Annotated in this window: 22 protein-coding genes; 17 read left to right on the top strand and 5 right to left on the bottom strand. The window is 61.4% G+C overall.

The annotated features are described in order from the left end of the window. The first annotated feature begins 149 nt into the window (after positions 1-149). Genes MA04_RS13000 through MA04_RS12990 form a run of 3 tightly spaced genes read left to right on the top strand, consistent with a single transcriptional unit; the run spans position 150 to position 3,025 of the window. On the top strand, positions 150-1,364 hold the full coding sequence (locus tag MA04_RS13000; RefSeq protein ID WP_163126871.1) for a Re/Si-specific NAD(P)(+) transhydrogenase subunit alpha: 1,215 nt from the start codon (positions 150-152) through the stop codon (positions 1,362-1,364). Continuing rightward, the gene (locus MA04_RS12995; protein ID WP_014994608.1) at positions 1,364-1,639 is read left to right on the top strand and encodes an NAD(P) transhydrogenase subunit alpha; all 276 of its coding nucleotides are present in this window, start codon (positions 1,364-1,366) and stop codon (positions 1,637-1,639) included. The genes MA04_RS13000 and MA04_RS12995 overlap by 1 nt, the downstream gene beginning before the upstream one ends. A gap of 3 nt (positions 1,640-1,642) precedes the next feature. After that, complete coding sequence (locus tag MA04_RS12990; RefSeq protein ID WP_240342791.1) at positions 1,643-3,025, top strand: NAD(P)(+) transhydrogenase (Re/Si-specific) subunit beta; 1,383 nt, start codon at positions 1,643-1,645, stop codon at positions 3,023-3,025. A 78-nt stretch (positions 3,026-3,103) separates the two neighbouring features. Here the strand turns inward: MA04_RS12990 and MA04_RS12985 are convergent, their stop codons facing one another. Then, positions 3,104-3,928 carry a hypothetical protein gene (locus MA04_RS12985; protein WP_262460850.1) on the bottom strand — a complete coding sequence of 275 codons (825 nt, stop codon included), beginning with the start codon at positions 3,926-3,928 and terminating at the stop codon, positions 3,104-3,106. Beyond that, positions 3,925-4,440: an RNA polymerase sigma factor gene (locus tag MA04_RS12980; protein WP_163126869.1), complete on the bottom strand. Its 516-nt coding sequence runs from the start codon at positions 4,438-4,440 to the stop codon at positions 3,925-3,927. The genes MA04_RS12985 and MA04_RS12980 overlap by 4 nt, the downstream gene beginning before the upstream one ends. Before the next feature lie 198 nt (positions 4,441-4,638). Between MA04_RS12980 and MA04_RS12975 the strand changes: the two genes are divergently transcribed. Beyond that, the gene (locus MA04_RS12975; protein WP_262460849.1) at positions 4,639-4,950 is read left to right on the top strand and encodes a hypothetical protein; all 312 of its coding nucleotides are present in this window, start codon (positions 4,639-4,641) and stop codon (positions 4,948-4,950) included. A gap of 55 nt (positions 4,951-5,005) precedes the next feature. Further along, positions 5,006-5,236: a hypothetical protein gene (locus tag MA04_RS12970; RefSeq protein ID WP_262460848.1), complete on the top strand. Its 231-nt coding sequence runs from the start codon at positions 5,006-5,008 to the stop codon at positions 5,234-5,236. Between the two features lie 41 nt (positions 5,237-5,277). On the opposite strand, the gene thpR is transcribed toward MA04_RS12970, so the two are convergent. Beyond that, the gene (thpR, locus tag MA04_RS12965) at positions 5,278-5,805 is read right to left on the bottom strand and encodes an RNA 2',3'-cyclic phosphodiesterase (RefSeq protein ID WP_262460847.1); all 528 of its coding nucleotides are present in this window, start codon (positions 5,803-5,805) and stop codon (positions 5,278-5,280) included. Positions 5,806-5,892: 87 nt separating this feature from the next. On the opposite strand from thpR, the gene rimO reads away from it, so the two are divergent. The 5 genes from rimO (at position 5,893) to MA04_RS12940 (ending at position 12,053) form a co-directional block, all read left to right on the top strand. Then, the gene (gene rimO / locus MA04_RS12960) at positions 5,893-7,209 is read left to right on the top strand and encodes a 30S ribosomal protein S12 methylthiotransferase RimO (RefSeq protein WP_262460845.1); all 1,317 of its coding nucleotides are present in this window, start codon (positions 5,893-5,895) and stop codon (positions 7,207-7,209) included. Further along, positions 7,206-8,054, top strand: coding sequence for a DMT family transporter (locus MA04_RS12955; RefSeq protein ID WP_163126864.1), 849 nt, complete (start codon positions 7,206-7,208; stop codon positions 8,052-8,054). The genes rimO and MA04_RS12955 overlap by 4 nt, the downstream gene beginning before the upstream one ends. 156 nt (positions 8,055-8,210) lie before the next feature. Then, positions 8,211-8,876 (top strand): class I SAM-dependent methyltransferase, encoded by a 666-nt coding sequence (locus MA04_RS12950; protein ID WP_163126863.1) that lies wholly within the window; start codon positions 8,211-8,213, stop codon positions 8,874-8,876. Between the two features lie 110 nt (positions 8,877-8,986). Further along, on the top strand, positions 8,987-11,365 hold the full coding sequence (lon, locus tag MA04_RS12945; protein ID WP_163126862.1) for an endopeptidase La: 2,379 nt from the start codon (positions 8,987-8,989) through the stop codon (positions 11,363-11,365). 64 nt (positions 11,366-11,429) lie between these two features. Beyond that, positions 11,430-12,053, top strand: coding sequence for a pseudouridine synthase (locus MA04_RS12940; protein ID WP_163126894.1), 624 nt, complete (start codon positions 11,430-11,432; stop codon positions 12,051-12,053). 7 nt (positions 12,054-12,060) lie between these two features. Here the strand turns inward: MA04_RS12940 and MA04_RS12935 are convergent, their stop codons facing one another. Continuing rightward, positions 12,061-12,381, bottom strand: coding sequence for an SET domain-containing protein (locus MA04_RS12935; RefSeq protein WP_163126861.1), 321 nt, complete (start codon positions 12,379-12,381; stop codon positions 12,061-12,063). Positions 12,382-12,449: 68 nt separating this feature from the next. Here MA04_RS12935 and MA04_RS12930 point away from each other — a divergent pair, with 68 nt between their 5' ends. Genes MA04_RS12930 through MA04_RS12920 form a run of 3 tightly spaced genes read left to right on the top strand, consistent with a single transcriptional unit; the run spans position 12,450 to position 15,836 of the window. After that, on the top strand, positions 12,450-13,334 hold the full coding sequence (locus MA04_RS12930) for a haloalkane dehalogenase (protein WP_262460843.1): 885 nt from the start codon (positions 12,450-12,452) through the stop codon (positions 13,332-13,334). 37 nt (positions 13,335-13,371) lie between these two features. Beyond that, positions 13,372-15,036: an ABC1 kinase family protein gene (locus MA04_RS12925; RefSeq protein ID WP_163126859.1), complete on the top strand. Its 1,665-nt coding sequence runs from the start codon at positions 13,372-13,374 to the stop codon at positions 15,034-15,036. A 14-nt stretch (positions 15,037-15,050) separates the two neighbouring features. Continuing rightward, positions 15,051-15,836 (top strand): M48 family metallopeptidase, encoded by a 786-nt coding sequence (locus MA04_RS12920; protein ID WP_262460842.1) that lies wholly within the window; start codon positions 15,051-15,053, stop codon positions 15,834-15,836. A 156-nt stretch (positions 15,837-15,992) separates the two neighbouring features. Here MA04_RS12920 and nfuA read toward each other — a convergent pair whose 3' ends face one another. Beyond that, positions 15,993-16,586 carry a Fe-S biogenesis protein NfuA gene (gene nfuA, locus MA04_RS12915; RefSeq protein WP_163126857.1) on the bottom strand — a complete coding sequence of 198 codons (594 nt, stop codon included), beginning with the start codon at positions 16,584-16,586 and terminating at the stop codon, positions 15,993-15,995. A 112-nt stretch (positions 16,587-16,698) separates the two neighbouring features. Between nfuA and MA04_RS12910 the strand changes: the two genes are divergently transcribed. The 4 genes from MA04_RS12910 (at position 16,699) to MA04_RS12895 (ending at position 20,572) form a co-directional block, all read left to right on the top strand. Beyond that, positions 16,699-18,060 (top strand): MATE family efflux transporter, encoded by a 1,362-nt coding sequence (locus tag MA04_RS12910; RefSeq protein WP_394356152.1) that lies wholly within the window; start codon positions 16,699-16,701, stop codon positions 18,058-18,060. 10 nt (positions 18,061-18,070) lie between these two features. Further along, entirely contained in the window at positions 18,071-18,295 is a 225-nt protein-coding gene (locus MA04_RS12905; protein WP_163126855.1) for a DUF2970 domain-containing protein, read from the top strand. 131 nt (positions 18,296-18,426) lie between these two features. Continuing rightward, a complete protein-coding gene (locus tag MA04_RS12900) occupies positions 18,427-20,076 on the top strand; it encodes a nitrite/sulfite reductase (RefSeq protein WP_262460838.1) in 1,650 nt (549 codons plus the stop codon). Then, positions 20,069-20,572, top strand: coding sequence for a DUF934 domain-containing protein (locus MA04_RS12895; RefSeq protein WP_163126853.1), 504 nt, complete (start codon positions 20,069-20,071; stop codon positions 20,570-20,572). The genes MA04_RS12900 and MA04_RS12895 overlap by 8 nt, the downstream gene beginning before the upstream one ends. Positions 20,573-20,593: the final 21 nt, after the last annotated feature.

The following is a 20,593-nucleotide window of genomic DNA, read 5'->3' as shown; positions in this document are numbered from 1 at the left end:
GCCAAGCTGGCCACTCCACAATAAGGTTAGCAGCCTGCTCGACGGCCGGTTTTCTTAAACCGGCCTTTTTGTGAGGGCCTTTGTGCATTTCCGGTTAATGCCGTGGCATGGGGGCTGCCCAACAAACCATATAAACGGGGGTAACGCAGGTGATTATCGGTGTTCCCAAGGAAATTCGCCCCGGCGAGGAGCGCGTCGCCCTGACGCCCGCCAATATCGCGGCTTTATTAAAGAAGCACGATGTTCAAATCCTCGTTGAAACGGGTGCCGGCGTCGCCGCCGGTTTTACCGACGGTCAGTATGAAGCCGCCGGTGCCAAGCTTGCTGACCGGGATCAAATCTTCTCCAGCGCCCAGGTTATCCTGCAGGTGCAAACGCCAGGCAGCAATACGACCAATGGCCAGGAGGATTTGGACAAGATGAGGGACGGACAGTTCCTCATCGGCATGACCGATCCTCTGGCCAATCCGGGTTTTGCCCAGCAGCTGGCTCAGAGCAATGTCACCGGCATCGCTCTGGAACTGGTGCCGCGGATCACCCGGGCTCAGGCCATGGACGTGCTGTCCTCCATGGCGATGATCGCGGGCTACAAGTGCGTTCTGCTTGCCGCCACCACCGCCAACCGCATGTTTCCCATGAACATGACCGCCGCCGGCACGCTGAACGCCTCGCGGGTGTTTGTCATGGGCGCCGGTGTGGCCGGTCTGCAGGCCTGTGCCACCGCCAAGCGCCTCGGCGCCGTGGTGGAAGCCTATGACGTCCGCCCCGCTGCCCGTGAGCAAATCCTTTCCGTTGGCGCCAAGCCGGTGGAACTGGATCTGGATACCGGTGAAGCGGAAGGCAGCGGCGGCTACGCCAAAGCCCAGGGCGAGGACTTCCTCAAGCGTCAACGCGAGCTGATGACCGACGTGATCAAGGACATGGACGTGGTGATCACCACCGCCGCCGTCCCTGGCGCCAAGAGTCCGATCCTGGTCACCGCCGACATGGTCAAGGCGATGAAGCAGGGTTCGGTGATCGTCGATCTGGCCGCCGAACGGGGTGGCAACTGTGAGCTGACCCAGTCCGGCAAGACCGTGATCGAGCATGGCGTGACCATCATCGGTCCGGAAAACGTTCCCTCCTCCGTGCCGCACCATGCCAGCCAGATGTTCGGCAAGAACATGGAGAACCTGCTCAATCTGCTGCTTGACGACCAGGGCGAGTTGGCTCTGGACTTCGAGGACCAGATCGTGGCGGACACTGTTATCAGCTACAACGGCGACGTGCCGCACACACGCTTGCGTGAGCTGCTTGGCCTGCCCGCGCTGGAGAAACCGGAACCCGAGGCGGCGGACGCCGACAACGGGAAGGAGGAGAAGTAATGGACTTCGTAGCCGAACTAACGCTTTTCGTGCTGGCCATCTTTCTCGGCGTGGAACTGATCACCAAAGTTCCCCCCACCCTGCATACCCCGCTGATGTCGGGCTCCAATGCCATCTCAGGCATTACGCTGGTGGGCGCCCTGATCGCCGCCGGCTCCGACGCCGGCATGCTGGTGAAGGTGCTGGGTTTCATCGCCGTGGTACTGGCCACCATCAACGTGATTGGTGGCTTCATGGTGACCAATCGAATGCTGGCGATGTTCAAGAGGAAGTAAGCAATGCAGATTTCCCAGAACTGGATCGATATCGCCTATTTGATCGCCGCCGTGCTGTTCGTGCTCGGCATCAAGGGCCTGACCAAACCGAAAACCGCGGTGCGTGGCAACATGCTGGCCGGCGCGGGCATGGCGGTGGCCTGTGTGGTGACCTTGCTGCACCGGGACATTGTCAGTTATGAAGTCATCATTGCCGGCATCCTGGTTGGCGGCATCATCGGTGTGTTGTTGGCGAAGAAAGTACAAATGACCGCCATGCCGCAGCTGGTGGCGCTGCTTAACGGCTTTGGTGGCGGCGCTTCCTTCTCCGTGGCGGCGGCTGAGTTCTTCCGTGGTGGCCACCCGGACACGGTGGGCATCATCGCCACCGGAGCCGCGGTGCTGATCGGTGCCGTGACCTTCACCGGTTCCTTCGTGGCTTTCGCTAAACTGCAGGAACTGATCGACGGCAAACCGATGGGTTTCCCGGGCATGAAAGCGGCGAACGCCGTGTTGCTGCTCGGCTCCATCGTGGCTATTGCCTACTTGGTCTCCAACCCCGGTTCACCAACGGTATTCTGGGGGCTGGCCATCGCCGCCGCCGTGCTGGGCATCCTGCTGGTGATGCCGATCGGCGGTGCCGACATGCCAGTGGTGATCGCGCTGCTGAACTCCTACTCCGGTGTGGCCGCTTCCGCCGCCGGTTTCGTCATGGGCAACAGCGCGCTGATCATTACCGGTTCCCTGGTGGGTGCCTCCGGCCTGATTCTGACCCAGATCATGTGTAAAGCCATGAACCGTTCTCTCACCAACGTGCTGTTTGGTGTGATGGCGGAAGGCGGCGAAACCATCGATCAGGATGAGGTCTACGCCGGCAAGATCAAATCCACCTCCGCCGAGGAAGTGGCGATGCTGCTGGAAACCGCACAGCGCGTGGTGATCGTGCCCGGCTTCGGTCTCGCCATGGCTCAGGCCCAGCACGCCGTGCGCGAACTGGCCGACACTCTCGAAGCCAATGGAATCGAGGTGGAATACGCCATTCACCCGGTGGCGGGTCGTATGCCTGGCCATATGAACGTGCTGCTGGCCGAGGCGGAAGTGTCCTATGACAAGCTCAAGGATATGGACACCATCAACCCGACCTTCGAGCAGACCGACGTGGCGATCGTACTCGGCGCCAACGATGTGACCAACCCGATGGCCCGCGAAGACAAAGGCAGCCCGATCTACGGCATGCCGATCCTCAACGTGGACAAGGCCAAGACCGTGGTGGTGGTGAAACGCTCCCTGAGCGCCGGTTTCGCCGGCCTGCCCAACCCGCTGTTCGCCAAGGACAACACGCTCATGTTGTTTGGGGATGGCAAGGGCGCGGTGGTGGATATCACCGCGGCTCTGAAGGAAGGCTGAGCGTCGCTTTTCTTCAACCCTGCTCCAACGAAAAAGCCCGCGAAAGCGGGCTTTTTCGTGTTGGGCTGTCTCTCGCGCCTACATCTCGCTGATATCGTCACGCGCCGTGGCGGTATTGGTCGCCGACCCGCCGGGTCCGCGGGCTCCCGATGGCCTGGCGGCCCCGGGGGTGGTGCCCGCCGCCATGGACAGGGCATCGTGGATGCCCAATGCCAACTGCGCGACGTCCAGCGGCGCGCTGTCGGCGGCCAGCACGTAACCGCGTCCGTTCTGGCTCCACCGCACCAGGGTTACCGGTGACTGGGTCAGTACATGCAACCAGTTATCGCCCGACCCGCCCTGCCCTGTTTCATACAGCGCCACCCGTTGCCCCTCGGCGTTTTCGAAACGGTACTCCTGAATATGCTGTCCGGAAACCAGCAGCGGTTGCTGGCCAGAGGAAACCAGGCCCAGGCGATCCAGCGGCAATGCCGGGGCCGTCGCGGTATCGGGTAACGCCACCGGATTGCTGAAGGCGTGGACGATGGCCTGGGTCAGGTCGACGGAGGGGGCCGCGGTGACCGGAGAAGGAGGCGGAGTTTGCCACCACACCGCCATCATCAAGCCGGCCGCCACCAGCGTGCCGAGCCCTCCGGCGGCAAGCCAGTGGCGCCGGGGGGCGGCGCCTGGAACCCGGACCGGGGAGGACAACGGCGCGGCGCTGCTATCGTCCTTGAGTACACGCCACAGTGTTTCGTCATGGCGCCAGTAGTCACGCACGCGATCCGCGTAGGCCGGTCGCCGCCGGATTCCCGCCGCCACCCGGCGGGCACGCCGGCGTGGCAGTTCACCGTCGGCGAAGGCACTCAATTCCTCTTCGGTAACGGTCTCGCGATACAATAAACCTTGCTCCCGCCAGCTCATTTCACTCTCCTTAACCGGGGGCGCCCGTCATCCCGGGTCGGACTGTCGAGGACCTGACGCAACGTCTCGCGGGCTCTGGAGAGACGCGAGCGCAGCGTCCCCACTTTAATGCCGAGAATGCGGGCGGCCTCGGCGTAACCGGGACTTTCCAGCACCATCAACAGCAACGCCGCCCGTTGCTCCCGGGGTAATGCCCGCATCGCTTCCATCGCTTCGTGGCAGGCCAGGAACGGCTCCTGCCGTGCCTCCTGAGGCCGTTCCAGTCCGGCATCCGGGGTCAACGATTCCCGCCGCGCCCGGGCACTGGCGCGGTCGTTCAGATACAGCCGGTACAGCATCCTGAACAGCCACGGCCGTACCGAACGCCCGGGCATCCACAGGTGACGCTTGCGCAGCGCCCGTTCCAGACAATCCTGCACCAGATCCTCCGCCTGTCCCGGGTTATCACACAGAGCCCGGGCGTAGCGTTGCAGATGTGGGATCTGGTCGCAGATCCGACGTTCAAAACTCACTCCGGCGATTCCTTTCCGGCCGACCTTGAGGCCCTCACTAGTACTTACAGCAGGGCGTGCGGTTTGGTTCCCAAAAAACACTTTGCCATGGAACCAAACCGCACCCTGTCCTGTAGACAGTAGTGAGGCGGCGGCAACACCGACCCTTCGGTGGCGCCCCGCCCACTGAAGTCACCCGATGGATCGGGAGGTAATCCGATGTACGCAATGAACGTTCGCAAAGCCCTGTTGATGATCCTCGGCGCCGCCTTTCTTGGCGTTTCCGTTACCGCTGCCGCGGATGACGGCAATCGCCCGGCGCAAATGCCGCCCGACGATCAGCGCACCATGCCGGCCCAGCCCGGCCCACCGGCGGACCCGGACCGGCCCGGTCAACCCGCTTACGGCAATCCCAATGGCCTGGAGGGTGACTCCCGGGATATGGGGCGGCCTGATGAGCGGGGCTGGCCCAGCGGGGAGGATCGCGATGGCGGTGACGACACCCGCAGTGACGACCCTGACCGACCCTGATTATTTGGGCGGCCCGACGCCGCCCGTGCACAGTCACTTAATGGGAGGAAAAACCATGAAAGACGGAAAAATGGAACGAAGAACCGGATTGAAAAGAGGTGTGGCCGGCACGCTGGCCCTGTTGCTGATAGGCTCGGTGCTGGCCGCCTGCGATCCCAAGCAGCCGGATTCACCAGCACCAGGCGATCCACAGCAGCCCTCTCAGCCCGGTATGCAAAGTGGCGATGACCCCGCTGGCGGCGGCTCCGCCGGAGGCGCCGGCGGTTATGGCGGAGGCCAGCAGTAACCGCTTGGATGGCTCTGAGGTCCGGAATCGTCTTCCGGGGCTCAGAGCCGGCTTTTCAGTGATTGCCGCCATCGTGCCCGATAGCCTTGTCGGCTCTCATAGAGGACGACTTCGTAGACATCGAATTCAGCATGGTCTCCATATAGACTTTCCGCACTCTCGTTTGCCCTTTTCGTGGTGAGTCGATGGTGACCGCGAGCCAGGGTCACATGGGGCTGAAAACCACGCTGGTCACGTTCCACGCCGAGATCTTCCAAAGGACGCCAAATACGTTCATACAGTGCCATCAGAGCGGGCGATGGCAAGGCCCGTGCCGCCCATAGGCGACTGCCGCTGGATGGAAAGGGACCGCCATGAGCAAGTTTCAGGCTCAGCGGCTGCACTTCCGCCAGAATCGATTCCAGGTGCCGGCATAGTACCTGCGTCCAGGAGAGCTCACGCTCGCCGAGGAACGCCAGAGTCAGATGCAGATCGGTCAACGGCAATTGCCGCCCAGCCCCTTCCGGAACGCCCCTCAACAGAGTGCGACCGGCCTCCTCCGGCACCGGCAGTCCAATGAAACAACGCATAGGTGTTTTCTCCCTGCACCGCCAACCCAATAGGCATTCACGCCGGGTTAATAGTAGAATGCCGCCCCGCTGACTTCGAGGTGGTTTATGTCCGGTAAAGTTGGGTTTATCAGCCTGGGTTGCCCCAAAGCCCTGGTGGATTCCGAACGCATTCTCACCCAACTGCGCACCGAAGGGTATGAGGTGACGCCCAGCTACGATGACGCCGATGTGGTGGTGGTGAACACCTGCGGGTTCATCGACGATGCCAAGGCCGAATCCCTGGAGGCCATCGGCGAGGCGCTGAGCGAGAACGGCAAGGTCATTGTCACCGGCTGCATGGGCGTGGAAGAAGACAATATCCGCAAAGTGCACCCGGCGGTGCTATCGGTCACCGGCCCCCAACAGTATGAGCAGGTCGTCAGCGCCGTGCACCAGGCGGTGCCCCCTCGCGCCGACCACAACCCCTTCACCGATCTGGTGCCGCCTCAGGGCATCAAACTGACCCCACGACACTATGCCTATCTGAAGATATCCGAGGGCTGCAACCATAAATGCAGCTTCTGCATCATCCCAGGCATGCGCGGCAAACTCGATTCCCGGCCGGTGGGCGATGTGCTCGATGAAGCGGAACGGCTGGTGAAAGCGGGCGTGCAGGAACTGCTGGTGATCAGCCAGGATACCAGCGCCTACGGCGTGGACCGCAAGTACCAGACCGGCTTCTGGCAGGGCATGCCGGTGAAAACCCGCATGCTGGAGCTGTGCCAGGCGTTGGGGCAGCTGGGCGCCTGGGTGCGGCTGCATTACGTTTATCCCTATCCGCACGTGGACGAGATCATTCCGATGATGGCCGCCGGCCACATCCTGCCGTACCTGGATATTCCGTTCCAGCACGCCAGCCCGGCGGTGCTCAAGGCGATGAAGCGCCCGGCCCACGCGGAAAACACCCTGGAACGGATTCGCCGCTGGCGTGAGATTTGCCCGGACATCACCCTGCGCAGCACTTTCATCGCCGGCTTCCCTGGCGAAACCGACGATGATTTCGAGATGCTGCTGGATTGGCTGGAAGAGGCGCAACTGGATCGGGTTGGCTGTTTCACCTATTCGCCGGTGGACGGCGCTCCCGCCAACGCCCTGCCCGACCATGTCGACGAAGATGTGGCACGCGAACGCCAGGAACGCTTCATGAATGTCCAGGCGCGGATCAGCGCCGCGAAACTGCAGCGCAAGATCGGCCAAACCCTGGAAGTGCTGGTGGACGAGGTTGGTGAAAACGGCGTGGTGGCCCGCTCCCAAGCGGATGCTCCGGAAATCGACGGCCTGGTGTATCTACCAGACGATGCGCGGGTGACACCGGGGCAACGCCTGCAGGTGACCGTCGAGGACGCCGACGATCACGACCTGTGGGCCCGGCCGGTCGCGTGAATAACGACCAGCCTCTGAAGGGCGCCTTGCTGTTGATTCTGGGTGAAGGGTTGCTGGCGATCATGGCGGCCCTGATCAAGCATCTCTCCGACACGCTTTCCACCGAACTGATTGTGTTCGCGCGCAATTTCGTCGGCCTGCTGGTATTGCTGCCGGTGCTGATGATCAGTGGTGGCATTCGCGACCTGGGCACCCGCCATCTCGGCCTGCATTTCATTCGCGGCTTCACCGGCGTGGCCGCCATGTTCTGTTTTTTTTACGCCATCGGCCATATTACTCTTGCGGAGGCGGTCCTGGTCAAAATGACGGTGCCGTTTTTCTTGCCATTGGTGGCCTGGGTCTGGCTGGGCGACCGGGTGTCGCTGCGGACCTGGATGGCGGTCGCACTGGGTTTTGTCGGCGTTGCGGTGATTCTGCGCGCCGACCAGGGCCAGGTGGATCCGGTGATGTGGGTGGCGCTCGGCGGCGCCGCCATCATGAGCGTGGCCAAGGTCAGTATCCGGCGTATGGCGGTGAGCGAGCCGGCCCACCGGGTGGTGTTCTATTTCACGCTGTTCGCCACCCTCCTTTCCGCTTTGCTGTTACCCAGCGTCGAGCAATGGCCCAATGGCGTGGAAATGCTCTGGATGCTGGGGATCGCCCTGTTCGCCATCGCCGGCCAGTTCGCCATGACCACCGCCTATCAGGTGGCCCGTCCCGGCCAGGTTGGCGTCTACAACTACTCCGCGGTGGTATGGGCGGCGATTCTCGGCTGGTTGTTCTGGGATGAGGCGCTGGCCCTGAGCACTTATCTGGGCACCTTGCTGATTATCGGTGCCGGTATCTGGAACCTGAAATCACGGTGACAATGTCTTAGTGCTTCGATCAACACCCTGCTTCCCGCACAACTGGCATGGCAGGCGTATCGCCCACGCTGATCATCCCGGCCTCGAACCATCCCAACCTTGAACAAAGCCGCCGGCGCCCGTAAGGTCTTTCCTTTTTCAAGGCGCCGGCCAGCCATGACCTTATCCGACAACCCCATTGCCAAAATCCGACGGGGCGAATCCCATACCATCCACACCCGGGGTATTACCCTTTTGCGTTCCGGTCACCGTGAGGTGCGCCGTCTGAAACGCGCCAATCACGTGCCCTCGATCCATGGCAATAAAGTGTGGAACTCCAGCTTCCTGATCATGGATCAGTTGACCCGCGACCGCCGGGCGCTGTCCCTGGGACCGGATACCCATTTGATGGACATTGGCTGTGGCTGGGGACCGCTGTCCATATTCGCCGCCAAACGCCTTGGCTGCCGGGTTACCGCCGTGGACGCGGACGAGGATGTGTTCCCCTATCTGGAATTGCATGCCGCCATCAACAAAACCTCGGTGACAACACTGCAAAAACGCTTCGAGAATCTGACCAAGGCGCTGCTCGCCGATGTCGATGTCATTACCGGTGCCGATATCTGCTTTTGGGATGAGCTCACCCCGGTGCTGTTCAATCTGATTCGCCGTGCCTTGAATCAGCGGGTGCGGCGGATCATTATCGCCGACCCCGGACGCTCGCCATTCTATGAGCTGGCGCAGCGGTGCGAGGAAAAATTCGACGCCCGGCTGGTGGAGCGGCGCACCCAGACTCCCCGTGAGCTCAGTGCCGATCTATTGATCATCGATGGCCCGCGCTGAATCCGGCTATTGAAAACCGGTTCGGAGACTCCATTCAGATGACTGGTCGCGCGTCGCCGTCCTGTCGTAATGTCAACGGCGACGCTTCCCGTTTATGACGAGTGGATATCATGAACCAAGACGAGCAGGAAACCACCATCGAACAGCCCACCCCCCAGGGCGCTCTGGCTTTGCCGGATCATCATTTGCCACAGCGGGTTTATCTGATACCAGTGCGTCACCGCCCCTTCATGCCCGGGCTGGTGCAGCCGATCCTGCTGAGTCAGGAGCTGTGGCAGTCCACCCTGGAGCGGGTCAGCCAGACCCCACACCATGCCCTGGGCCTGATCTATGTGGGCGATCGTGATCCGGATGAGGTCTCGGTGGAGGACTTTCCGGAATATGGCTGTCTGGTGAAAATTCATGCCGTCAATCAGGAAGATGATCATCTGCAGGTGGTCGCCCAGGGGCTGGCGCGTTTCCGCGTCTCTGGCTACACCAACCGCAAACGTCCGTTCATGGCGGAAGTGGAGTATCCCGAGCCCAAGGACGAGCTCACCGACGCCCTGCGTGCCTACGCCATGGCGATCATCAACACCATCCGTGAACTGTTGCCGCTGAACCCGCTCTACAACGAGGGGCTCAAGCACTACCTGCAGAACTTCTCGCCACGGGATCCCTCTCCGCTGACCGACTTTGCCGCCGCGTTGACCAGCGCCAACGGGGATGATCTCCAGGACATTCTGGAAACCGTGCCGTTGAAGCAGCGCATGGAAAAAGTACTGACATTGGTGCGCAAGGAAGTGGAAGTCGCGCGCCTGCAGAACGAGATCAGCGAGGAGGTTAACGAAAAGATATCCCGTCATCAGCGCGAGTTTTTCCTCAAGGAACAGCTCAAGGTGATTCAGCGCGAGCTGGGCCTGGAAAAGGATGACCGCACTGCCGACGTGGATGAATTCCGCTCTCGCATGGAGTCACTGGCCCCGCCGGAGGCGGTGGCCAAGCGCTTTGATGAGGAAGTGCGCAAACTGGGCGTGCTGGAAAGCGGTTCGCCGGAATACGCGGTAACCCGCAACTATCTCGACTGGCTCACTTCGGTACCCTGGGGACGCTTCTCCGAGGACAATCTGGACCTCAAGCACGCGCACGATACTCTGAGTGCGCACCATAGCGGTCTGGATGACGTCAAGGACCGCATCGTTGAGTTTCTCGCGGTGGGCGCCATGCGCGGCGAAGTCAAAGGCTCAATCCTTCTGCTGGTGGGGCCTCCCGGGGTGGGCAAGACCAGCGTGGGTCGCGCCGTCGCCGAAGCCCTGGATCGCCGCTTTTACCGACTCAGCCTTGGCGGCATGCGCGACGAGGCGGAAATCAAAGGTCACCGGCGCACCTACATCGGCGCCATGCCCGGGAAGCTGATTCAGGCACTTAAAGAGTCCGGCACCAGCAACCCGGTGATCATGCTCGATGAAATCGACAAGCTCGGCACCTCGTTCCAGGGCGACCCGGCCTCCGCCCTGCTGGAAGTACTGGATCCGGAACAGAATCAGGACTTTCTCGATCACTATCTGGACGAACGTCTGGATCTGAGTCATTGCCTGTTTATCTGTACCGCCAATACGCTGGATTCGATCCCCGCTCCCCTGCTCGATCGAATGGAAATGATCCGTCTGAGCGGTTACATCACCGAGGAAAAGGTGGAAATCGCCAAGCGGCATCTGTGGCCGCGCTCCCTGGAACGGGCCGGGGTCAAGCCCGGACAGCTCACCATCAACGCCAGCGCCTTGCGCCAGGTGGCGGAGGGTTATGCGCGCGAGGCCGGGGTGCGCAACCTGGAGAAGCAGCTCAACAAAATTATTCGCAAGGCGGCGGTTCGACTGCTTTCCGGCGAGAAGAAGATCAGCGTCACCAGCAAGAACCTCGAGGAATTTCTCGGCCAACCCTATTTTCAGCGGGAAAAAACCCAGCGTGGTATCGGTGTCGTCACCGGTCTGGCATGGACCTCCATGGGCGGCGCGACACTGTCGATCGAAGCCACCCAGGTGCATGTGCAGCAGCGTGGTTTCAAACAGACCGGGCAACTGGGCGACGTGATGAAGGAATCCGCCGAGATTGCCTACAGCTACGTGGCCAGCCATCTGCAGGCCTACGGCGGTGACGGCGACTGGTTCGATCAGTCCTTCGTCCATTTGCATGTGCCGGAGGGCGCCACTCCCAAGGACGGCCCCAGCGCCGGCATCACCATGGCCACGGCGCTGATCTCCCTGGCCACGGGGAAAAGGTTGCCGCGCAAGCTGGCCATGACCGGCGAGTTGACGCTGACCGGACAGGTGCTGGCCGTGGGCGGTATTCGTGAGAAGATCACCGCCGCCCGCCGCGTTGGTATTCGTGAAATCATTCTGCCGAAGGCCTGCGAACGTGATTACAAGGAACTGCCGGAACATCTTAAAAAGGGGCTGACGGTGCACTTCGCCGAGCGCTATCAGGATGTCCATGACGCTGTCTGGGGATAGTCCGGTGCGATTGCCCCGAGCCAGGCAGCCCGAGCACTATATCGTGCCCCGTTGCCATGAGGAGGTGGTCATCCTGCACCGGGACGATCACCTTCTGGTGGTGAACAAGCCGGCCTTCCTGCTCAGCGTGCCGGGCCGGGCGCCGGAGAACAAGGATTGTGTGATCCGCCGTCTGGCACTGGACTTTCCCGAAATACGGCTGGTGCATCGGCTTGATCTGGACACCTCGGGCATCATGGTGTTCGCCCTTACCCGCGAGGCGCAGAGCCAGCTGAGCCGGGCCTTCCAGCAACGCCGGGTATTCAAGGAGTATCAGGCCGTGGTGGATGGCCTGGTGGAATGCGGGGACGGCGTCGTGGACTTGCCGCTGATCGCCGACTGGCCCAATCGGCCGTTACAGAAAGTCTGCTTTGAAACGGGCAAGGCGGCCCTCACTCATTGGAAAGTGCTGGAGCGGGATGCCGCCCGAGGCCGCACCCGGCTCCGGCTGCGGCCAGTGACCGGACGTAGTCATCAGCTGCGTATTCACTGCCGGGAACTGGGGCATCCGATTCTCGGCTGTGATCTCTACGCGCCGGAGGCGGCGCTGGCCGCCAGCGAACGGTTGCTGCTGCATGCCCACCGGCTGGCCTTCAATCATCCTCACACCGGCCTGTGGAGCGAGTTCGTTTCTCCGGTGCCCTTTTAAAACCGGACTACTGCCAGTCCTCACCGTAATCGTGCAACAGCTCCTGCCCGGCTTTCACTGCTTTCAGCGTCACCACGGTAAGGTCGTCGTAGTAGGCCACATTGGCCGGCCGCCCGTGGTTGATGTAACGCAACTCGCATAAAACCCGGTGCCGTTCTTCACCGTCGTCATCCAGCCACAACACATAGGGTCCGTTACGGCGGGCGGGTTTGGTTTTCAACACGCCGAGCACGGTGCCGGCGGGAAGACGTTGGCGGGCGAACAGCCCCTTGCCATGGATATCACTGGTCTGGACCGAAACCAGGTCGTGACGTACATAGGGTTTCATGGGCACCGTGCTTGCAGTTGTTATCGTCAGCGTGGCATCTTGCCAGAAAAGCTACCTGGACGCATGGCATGGGCTTCGCGGACTGTCCTTTCCGATCCCGCTACGTATCGGTGCATGGGCAACGGCTGCATTATCTGGATGAAGGCTCCGGTCCCACCTTGTTGTTCGTGCATGGCAATCCCACCAGCAGTTATCTCTGGCGGAACGTGATCAAGCTTCTGCGTCACCGTTACCGCTGCGTGGCATTGGACCTGCCCGGTTTCGGTCGCAGCGCCAAGCCGGATCTGGATTACCGGCTATGCACCCTCCACCACTTCTTTTCCGGTTTCCTGGAACAGATGGCGCTTGAGCCGGTGACACTGGTCCTGCATGACTGGGGCGGTCCGCTCGGCTTCAGACTCGCGCAGCAACAACCCCAACGGGTTCGTGCCCTTGTGTTCATGGAGACCTTTCCTTTCACTTTTGATTGGCAGGAGTTTCCGCTCATCGCCCGTCCGCTGTATTTCGCCTTTCGCCGGCCGGGCCTGAGTCCCTGGCTGCTGCAGCGGCATAATCTTTTCGTTAATACGGTAATGCCCATGGGCACCTTGCGGCGTTTACCACGCAGCGTCATGAACGTATATCGCTCCGCTTTTCCCGACCGTGACAGCCGCCGGGCAATCCGCGCCCTGCCCTTGGAGTTGCCGATTGATGATCGCCAGGGCGAAACCTGGCGGGCGATTGAGGAAATTGAGAAGCGTCTGCCGGAGATGGACCAGCCGATGTTACTGCTGCACTTTCGCCCCGGCGCGGTGTTGCCCGAACAACGTATTCCCTGGTTCAAACAACGACTAAAATATCTGGATGTGGTGCACGCCGGCCCCGGGCTGCACTTCGTGCCGGAGGACAATCCGGCGGTGATCGCCGATTCTCTGGACCAATGGTTCCAGGTACGCTTGGCGAATCCGCGATGAGCGCGGTGAGGGTCTGTTCAAAGGAATCACGGACATCATGAATCTGCTGCACACCGGCCAGGATCTGCGCCGCCTCAATGAACTGGCGGCGATTCTGCTGAAATACGGATTTGCTGACATGTTGCGCCGGCTGGGGCTTGCACCGATGATCGAGCACGCTGGCCGTTTGCTGCGCAGCGGGCTGGATCCCCGCTTCCTGCACATGGGCAGTGCCGAACGTCTGCGTCATGCGATGGAGGAAATGGGGCCGACCTTCGTCAAGCTTGGTCAGGTTCTGGCCACCCGGGTGGATCTGTTTTCTCCGGAGTGGATCGAGCAGTTCGAAAGGCTGCAGGACCGTGCCCGCCCGGTGTCCTTCGCCAGCCTGGCACCGACGGTGGAGGCGGCGCTGGGCCGGCCGCTGGATCAGGTGTTCGCCTCGGTGGATGAGCACCCGTTGGGCGTCGCCTCCATCGGCCAGGTGCACGCGGCGGTGACCCGCTCCGGCGATCGGGTGGTCATCAAAGTGAGAAAGCCCGGCATCGAGGCCAAAATCCAGTCCGATCTGCGACTGCTGGATCAGTTGGCCAAACTGGCCTCCGACAACTCCCAGGAACTGCGCCGCTACCGCCCGGTGGAACTGGTGCGCGAATTCCACCGCTCACTGACCCGGGAACTGGACTTCACCATCGAGGCGCGCAATGCGGAGCGCATCCGCCAGAGCGTCAAAAGCCTGCGCTGGGTGATGATCCCGAAAGTCCATGCCCGTCTCAGTTCCGCCACTCTACAGGTACAACAACGTCTCAATGGCACACCGGCGCGGGATCTGGCCCGTCTCGACGCCCTCGGCGTGGACCGCCCGCTGGTGGCGAGACGCGGCGCCATGGTGGCCTGGAAGATGGCCCTGGAGGATGGCTTTTTCCATGCCGATCCCCATCCGGGTAATGTGCTGATTCTGAGCAACAACCGCATCGGCCTGCTGGACTTCGGCATGGTCGGCAAGCTCACCGATGGCCGGCGTGAGCAGATCGTGCAGTTGGTGCGCGCCATCATAACCCGGGAGTCGGAGCACGCCGCGGCGGTTTTGACGGGCTGGTCCGACGGCCAGCCGCTCAACTTTGATCAGTTGGTGGCGGATGTGGAGGACGTGGTGTCCCGGTACTACGGCCTGCCGCTGGCGGAGCTGGATCTGCCTGCCCTGCTCGGTGACATCACGGCTCTGATCCGCAATCACGGTCTGATCCTGCCCAGCGATATCGCGTTGTTGATCAAGGCCTTGATCACCCTGGAAGGCTTTGGCCGACTGATGAATCCGCGCTTCGATCTGATTCGCGAGGCAGAGCCCCTGATGCATCGGCTGTTGCGGCAACGTTATGGTCCCAAGCGGCTGGTGCGCAGTCTGGGACTGCGGGCATTGGATGTGGTCGATCGGCTCTACGCCCCGCCGCCGCCGTCGACACTGGCCAGTGGCCGCCCTGACGGTGGTGTCGATCCGCGCCATCTGGAACGTTTGGTGAGCCGCCTGGAGCGTGGTCAGTACCGTCAGATACAAACGCTTTTGGTGTGCGCATCGATGATTACCGGCGCTTTGATGCTCGCCGGGCGGGTGCCACCGACAATTTGGGATCTTTCCGTGCCCGGAGTGCTGGTATTATTGGCGTGTGGATTGTGGTCCACATGGTTGCTATGGATAGCCCGCCGCCATTTGCGTGAGTGGGAATAAGGAGGAATGCATTGATGAAAAGAATCGCCCTGCCCGTGCTGACCGCCCTGGCGCTGACGGCTTGTGCCACTTCACCTCTGGGGCGCAGCCAGTTCCTGCTGATGCCCGCGGACCAGATGGATCAGATGGGGGTGACTGCCTACGATCAGATGAAGACGGAACAGAAGATCAGCACCAACAGTAAGCAAAAACGGTATGTGCAATGCGTGGCCAGTGCGGTCACCGCCGAGTCTGGTAGTGAGCAGCAGTGGGAAGTGACCCTGTTCGACGATCCCGCCGCCAACGCCTTTGCTCTGCCCGGCGGAAAAATCGGGGTCTATACCGGCTTGCTGAAAGTGGCCAAGACTCAGGATCAACTGGCCGCGGTGCTGGGCCATGAAGTGGGCCATGTGCTGGCCCAGCACTCCAATGAGCGCATGTCGATTCAATACGCCACGGAGACCGGTACGCAATTGCTGGCGGCCCTGGCCGGGGACAGCGGCGGCGCTGCCCAGCAGGGCCTGATGGCGGCCCTGGGACTAGGTACTCAGGTGGGCGTGACTCTGCCCTTCAGTCGCAAGCATGAGTCCGAGGCTGACATCATCGGCTTGCAGATGATGGCCAGGGCCGGATTCGACCCGCGGCAAAGTGTGGAGCTGTGGAAAAACATGGCGGCGGCCAGCAATGGCAGCCCGCCGGAACTGCTCTCCACTCACCCCTCCAGCGGCACTCGCATCGAGGACTTGGAGGCCAGCATGCCCGAGGCCCTGCCGTTGTACCAACAGGCCCGCGCCGCGGGCAAACGACCCAACTGCGGTTAGCGGTGGCAAACATGTCGCGGTCCATGGAGTGATAGCATCCGGCAACTCGCTGGCACGCTAGACGCTATTCACCGCTAAAGCAGCCCCCACAGATCGGATTACGAGGTCGCTGTGGGAAGCTTGCTTGCAAGCGAATGCCGGGTAATCGGTCGGAAGTCAGCTGTAGTAGGCGTTGTCGGTAACGCTGTGGTCGGTCTTGTCCCGCACGCCGGTCAATTCCGGCAGACGCTCCTTGAGGGTGCGTTCCACACCGTCACGCAGGGTGACATCCACCACGGAACACCCCTGGCAGCCGCCGCCAAATTCCAGCACCGCGACATTGTCCTCGGTCAACTCCAGCAACTGCACGCTGCCGCCGTGGGCCGCCAGGTTCGGGTTGATCTCGGCGTACAGCACGTAGTTGATGCGCTCTTCCAGACTGGCATCCGGACTGATGTCGGGGACCCGGGACTTGGGCGCGCGAAAGGTCAGCTGGCCACCCATGCTGTCCTTCTTGTAGTCGATCACCGCGTCCTCAAGGTAGCGCACGCTCTTGCCCTCGATCCAGGCGTGAAAGCCTTCGTAGTCATAGCGCGCGTCCCCGTCTTCCTGCTCATCCGGCGGGCAATACGCCATGCAGCACTCGGCATGGGGGGTGCCGGGGCGTTCGACGAAGATACGCACACCCATACCCTCCTGGTCCTGCTTGGAGAGCAGGTCGCGGAGGTAATCCTGGGCGCTGTCGGTGATGCGGATCAGTTCTTCGCTCATTCCGGTTTCCGGTTGGGGTATTTCCTGACTATTTTAGTCAGGTACTGCTCAGTTGCAATGGCCATCCCCCTTTTCCGAAGGCTGATCCTGGGGCAGGGATACGCTTTCTGGTATGGTTGCCGCTTTCGTCAAAAAGCCAGAAATCACCGTGCCTCCACTGCATCGAAGCCGTCGTGTCCTAGCCCTGGGTCTGCCCATCATGGCGGCCATGATAAGCCAGAGCCTGCTGAATCTGGTCGACGCCGCTCTGGTCGGGCGGCTCGGCGGCGATGCCCTGGCCGGCGTCGGCCTCGGTGGCTATGCCTCCTTCCTGTCAATCAGCGTGGTCATCGGCCTCGGCGCCGGGGTTCAGGCCATGGTGGCGCGGCGCAAAGGAGAAGGTGACGAGCGTCAATATGCCCTGCCCCTGAATGCCGGATTGCTGGTGGGGCTGGTGCTGTCGTTGCCGCTGACCGCCCTCTTTCTGGCGATCAGCGTGCCGATGATGCATTTTCTTGCCCCCAATGCGCCAGTAGCCGGACTGGCGGAAGGCTACTTTGACATGCGCCTGCTGGGCATCTGGGCGGTGGCGATGAATTTTTGCTATCGCGGCTATTGGAATGGTATCAGCCGCCCCGCGGTGTACATGCGCACCCTGATCACCACCCATGTGGCCAATGTGGTACTCAGCTACGGGCTGATCTTCGGCCGCCTCGGCCTGCCGGAAATGGGCGCCGCCGGCGCCGGCCTGGGCACCACCCTGTCCCTGTATCTCGGCAGCCTGCTTTATTTGGCGCAAACCTGGAAGTTGGGCCGCGAGCACGGCTTCATGACCGCCTGGCCCTCCGCGACCACCCTGCGCAGCATCGCCAGGGTCAGTATTCCCAACTCCGTGCAGCAGTTCTTCTTCTCCGCCGGCCTCACCGTGCTGTTCTGGATCATCGGCATGGTCGGCGCCGATGAAGTGGCTGTGGCCCACGTGCTGATCACCTTGATTCTGCTGCTGATTCTGCCGGCCATCGGACTCGGGCTGGCCGCCGCGTCGCTGGTCGGTCAGGCGCTGGGGCGCCGTGATGCGGCCGATGCTTATCGCTGGGGCTGGGATGTCACCTGGCTGGCGGTGCTGATGCTGTTCGTCACCGCGCTACCGATGTGGCTGATGCCGGAGTGGATTCTGGGCTTGTTCCTGCACCAGCCGGATCTGGTGGCGCTGGGACGGGTGCCGTTGATGATCACCGGGCTGGCGATTTGCCTGGACGGCGCGGCCATCATTTTTACCCAGGCTTTGCTGGGGGCCGGCGCATCCCGATCGGTAATGATGGTCACCCTTGTAGTACAATGGTGCCTGTTCCTGCCGCTGGCCTATATCATAGGTCCCTGGTTGGGATTTGGCCTGCTTGGTATCTGGCTGGCCCAGGCTCTGCAACGGCTGGTGACCTCCTCCCTGCTGGGAGGGCTGTGGGTGCGCCGGAGCTGGGCTCACATTCAATTATGATGAGGTCTTCATGAGCGATCAGAACAATTCCGGCTCGGACCGCCCTGGCTTCCTGCAAGTGCTGAAAAGCATCCTTGCCGGACTGTTTGGCGTGCAGAGCCACGCCAACCGCGAACGGGATTTTAACAAGGGCAATCCAGGCGATTATATCGGCGTTTATGTGATCCTGGTGCTGGGCCTGGTGATCGGTGTTTTTGTGGTAGTGAAAATGGTTCTCAGTGCCGCGGGATCATAGCGGAACACACTAGGGATATAGCGATATATTTCTTTTAAGTATAAAAACCCTTTGCTAAAGTTCGCGCCACTCGGAATTGTAAGCCGCCAAACGGCTTGCAAATCAACGAATTAACACGGCGCGACACAGCAATGTACGTATATCAGGACTATGACCAACGGCTTCTGGAAGAGCGGGTGGCACAGTACCGCGACCAGACCCGGCGTTACCTGGCGGGCCAACTGAGCGAGGACGAATTCCTCGCCCTGCGGCTGCAGAACGGGCTCTACATCCAGCGCTATGCGCCGATGATGCGTATCTCAGTACCTTACGGCATGCTCAATAGCACTCAGGTACGCAAGCTGGCGTCCATTACCCGCGATTACGACAAGGGCTTCTGCCACGTCAGTACCCGTCAGAATATTCAGTTGAACTGGCCGGAACTGGCCGACACTCCCGACATTCTCGCCGAGCTGGCCAGCGTGCAAATGCACGCCATTCAAACCAGCGGCAATTGCATTCGTAACATCACCACCGATGAATACGCCGGCGTTAATCCGCGTGAAATCGAGGACCCGCGCCCCTGGTGTGAAGTGATTCGCCAATGGGCCACCTTCAACCCGGAATTCGCCTATCTGCCGCGCAAATTCAAGATCGCCGTGAACGCGGTGCCGGATGCCGATCCGGCTTTGATTGGCGTGCACGATATCGGCGTGCAGATCGTTCACGACCACAACGGCGAAACCGGCTTCCAGGTTTGGGCTGGCGGTGGTCTCGGCCGTACCCCGATGACCGGCGAAGTCATCGGCGAATTTGTCGCCTGGCCGGATCTGCTTGCCTATCTGGAAGCGATTCTGCGGGTGTACAACAAGTACGGTAATCGTGACAACAAGTACAAAGCCCGTATCAAGATTCTGGTGAAAGCCCTGGGCGCGGATAAATTCCGTGAGCTGGCGGAAGCGGAATTCGCCGAGTTGAAAGGTGGTGCGATGACACTGACCCGGGATGAGGTGGCTCGCATCAAGGCCTGCTTCGTGGATCCGGATTACCGCACCGATGTGGATACCTCAGCGCTGCGCAATGCACTGGATGAACACCGAGCCTTCAATCGCTGGTACCACACCAATACCCGCGCCCATAAAAAGGACGGCTATCGGTCGGTGACTCTGACATTGAAGAAGACCGGCCGTATCCCCGGTGACATTACCGACGAACAACTGGAAGACGTGGCCGATCTGGCGGACCGCTATGCGTTCTCTGAAGTGCGCACCACGCACCAGCAAAACATGGTGCTGGCCGATGTCGCCGAGGACGAGCTGTATGAGCTCTGGCGGCAGTTGGACGCGCTCGGGTTCGCCACTCCGAACCTGGGGCTGATCACCGACATCGTGTCCTGCCCCGGCGGCGACCTGTGCGCCCTGGCCAATGCCAAGTCGGTGCCGATCGCCGAGGGCATCCAGCGCCAGTTCGACGACCTGGATTTCGTTCACGATCTGGGTCCGTTGGACGTCAATATTTCCGGCTGCATGAACGCCTGCGGTCATCACCATATCGGCCACATCGGTATTCTCGGCGTGGACAAGAAAGGCAAGGAGTTCTACCAGATCACCCTGGGTGGTCGCGGTGACCGCCAATCCCGCATTGGCGAAAAAATGGGGCCGTCCTTCGAGTCCCACGAAGTCACCAGCGTGATCGGCAAGATCATTAGCGTGTACCTGGACAACCGTCTGGAAAACGAGCCTTTCATCAGCACGTACGAACGTATCGGCATGGACCCGTTCAAGGAGGTGGTATATGGCTAAGGTGATCGTCAACGGTGAAATCGTCGAGAACACCTGGCAGCGGCTGACCTCCGAGGAACTCGATCAGCAAGACGTTCCGGCGGAAGGGGCGGTGATCGTGCCGCTGGCCTACTGGCTGGCTCATCGTGATGCCCTGCTGGAGCGCGCCGCGCCGGTGGGCGTGTGTCTGGAACCCGGCGAGGAGCCGGCGGACCTGGCCGCGGATCTGCCCGCCCTGCCCCTGGTGGCGGTGAATTTCCCGGCTTTCAAGGATGGCCGCGGCTATTCCTACGCCCGTGAGTTGCGCACCCGCTATGGCTTTGAAGGTGAAGTCCGGGCGGTGGGGGATGTGCTTCAGGATCAGCTGTTCTACATGCACCGGGTCGGCTTCAATGCCTTCGAGGTACGTGCCGACCGCGATATCGAGGAAGCCCTGAATGGCTTGCGTCCGTTCTCGGTGACCTACCAGGGCGACGCTCATGACGAGCGCCCGATCTATCGCCGTCAGTCAGCCTGATCTCTGTGCTGTAAGAGCTTG

The organism is Alloalcanivorax balearicus MACL04 (genome assembly GCF_025532145.1).
GTDB classification, from domain to species: Bacteria; Pseudomonadota; Gammaproteobacteria; order Pseudomonadales; family Alcanivoracaceae; genus Alloalcanivorax; species Alloalcanivorax balearicus.
Note: the sequence above shows the minus strand (reverse complement) of the source record. Positions and strands in the feature narration are given on the sequence as shown.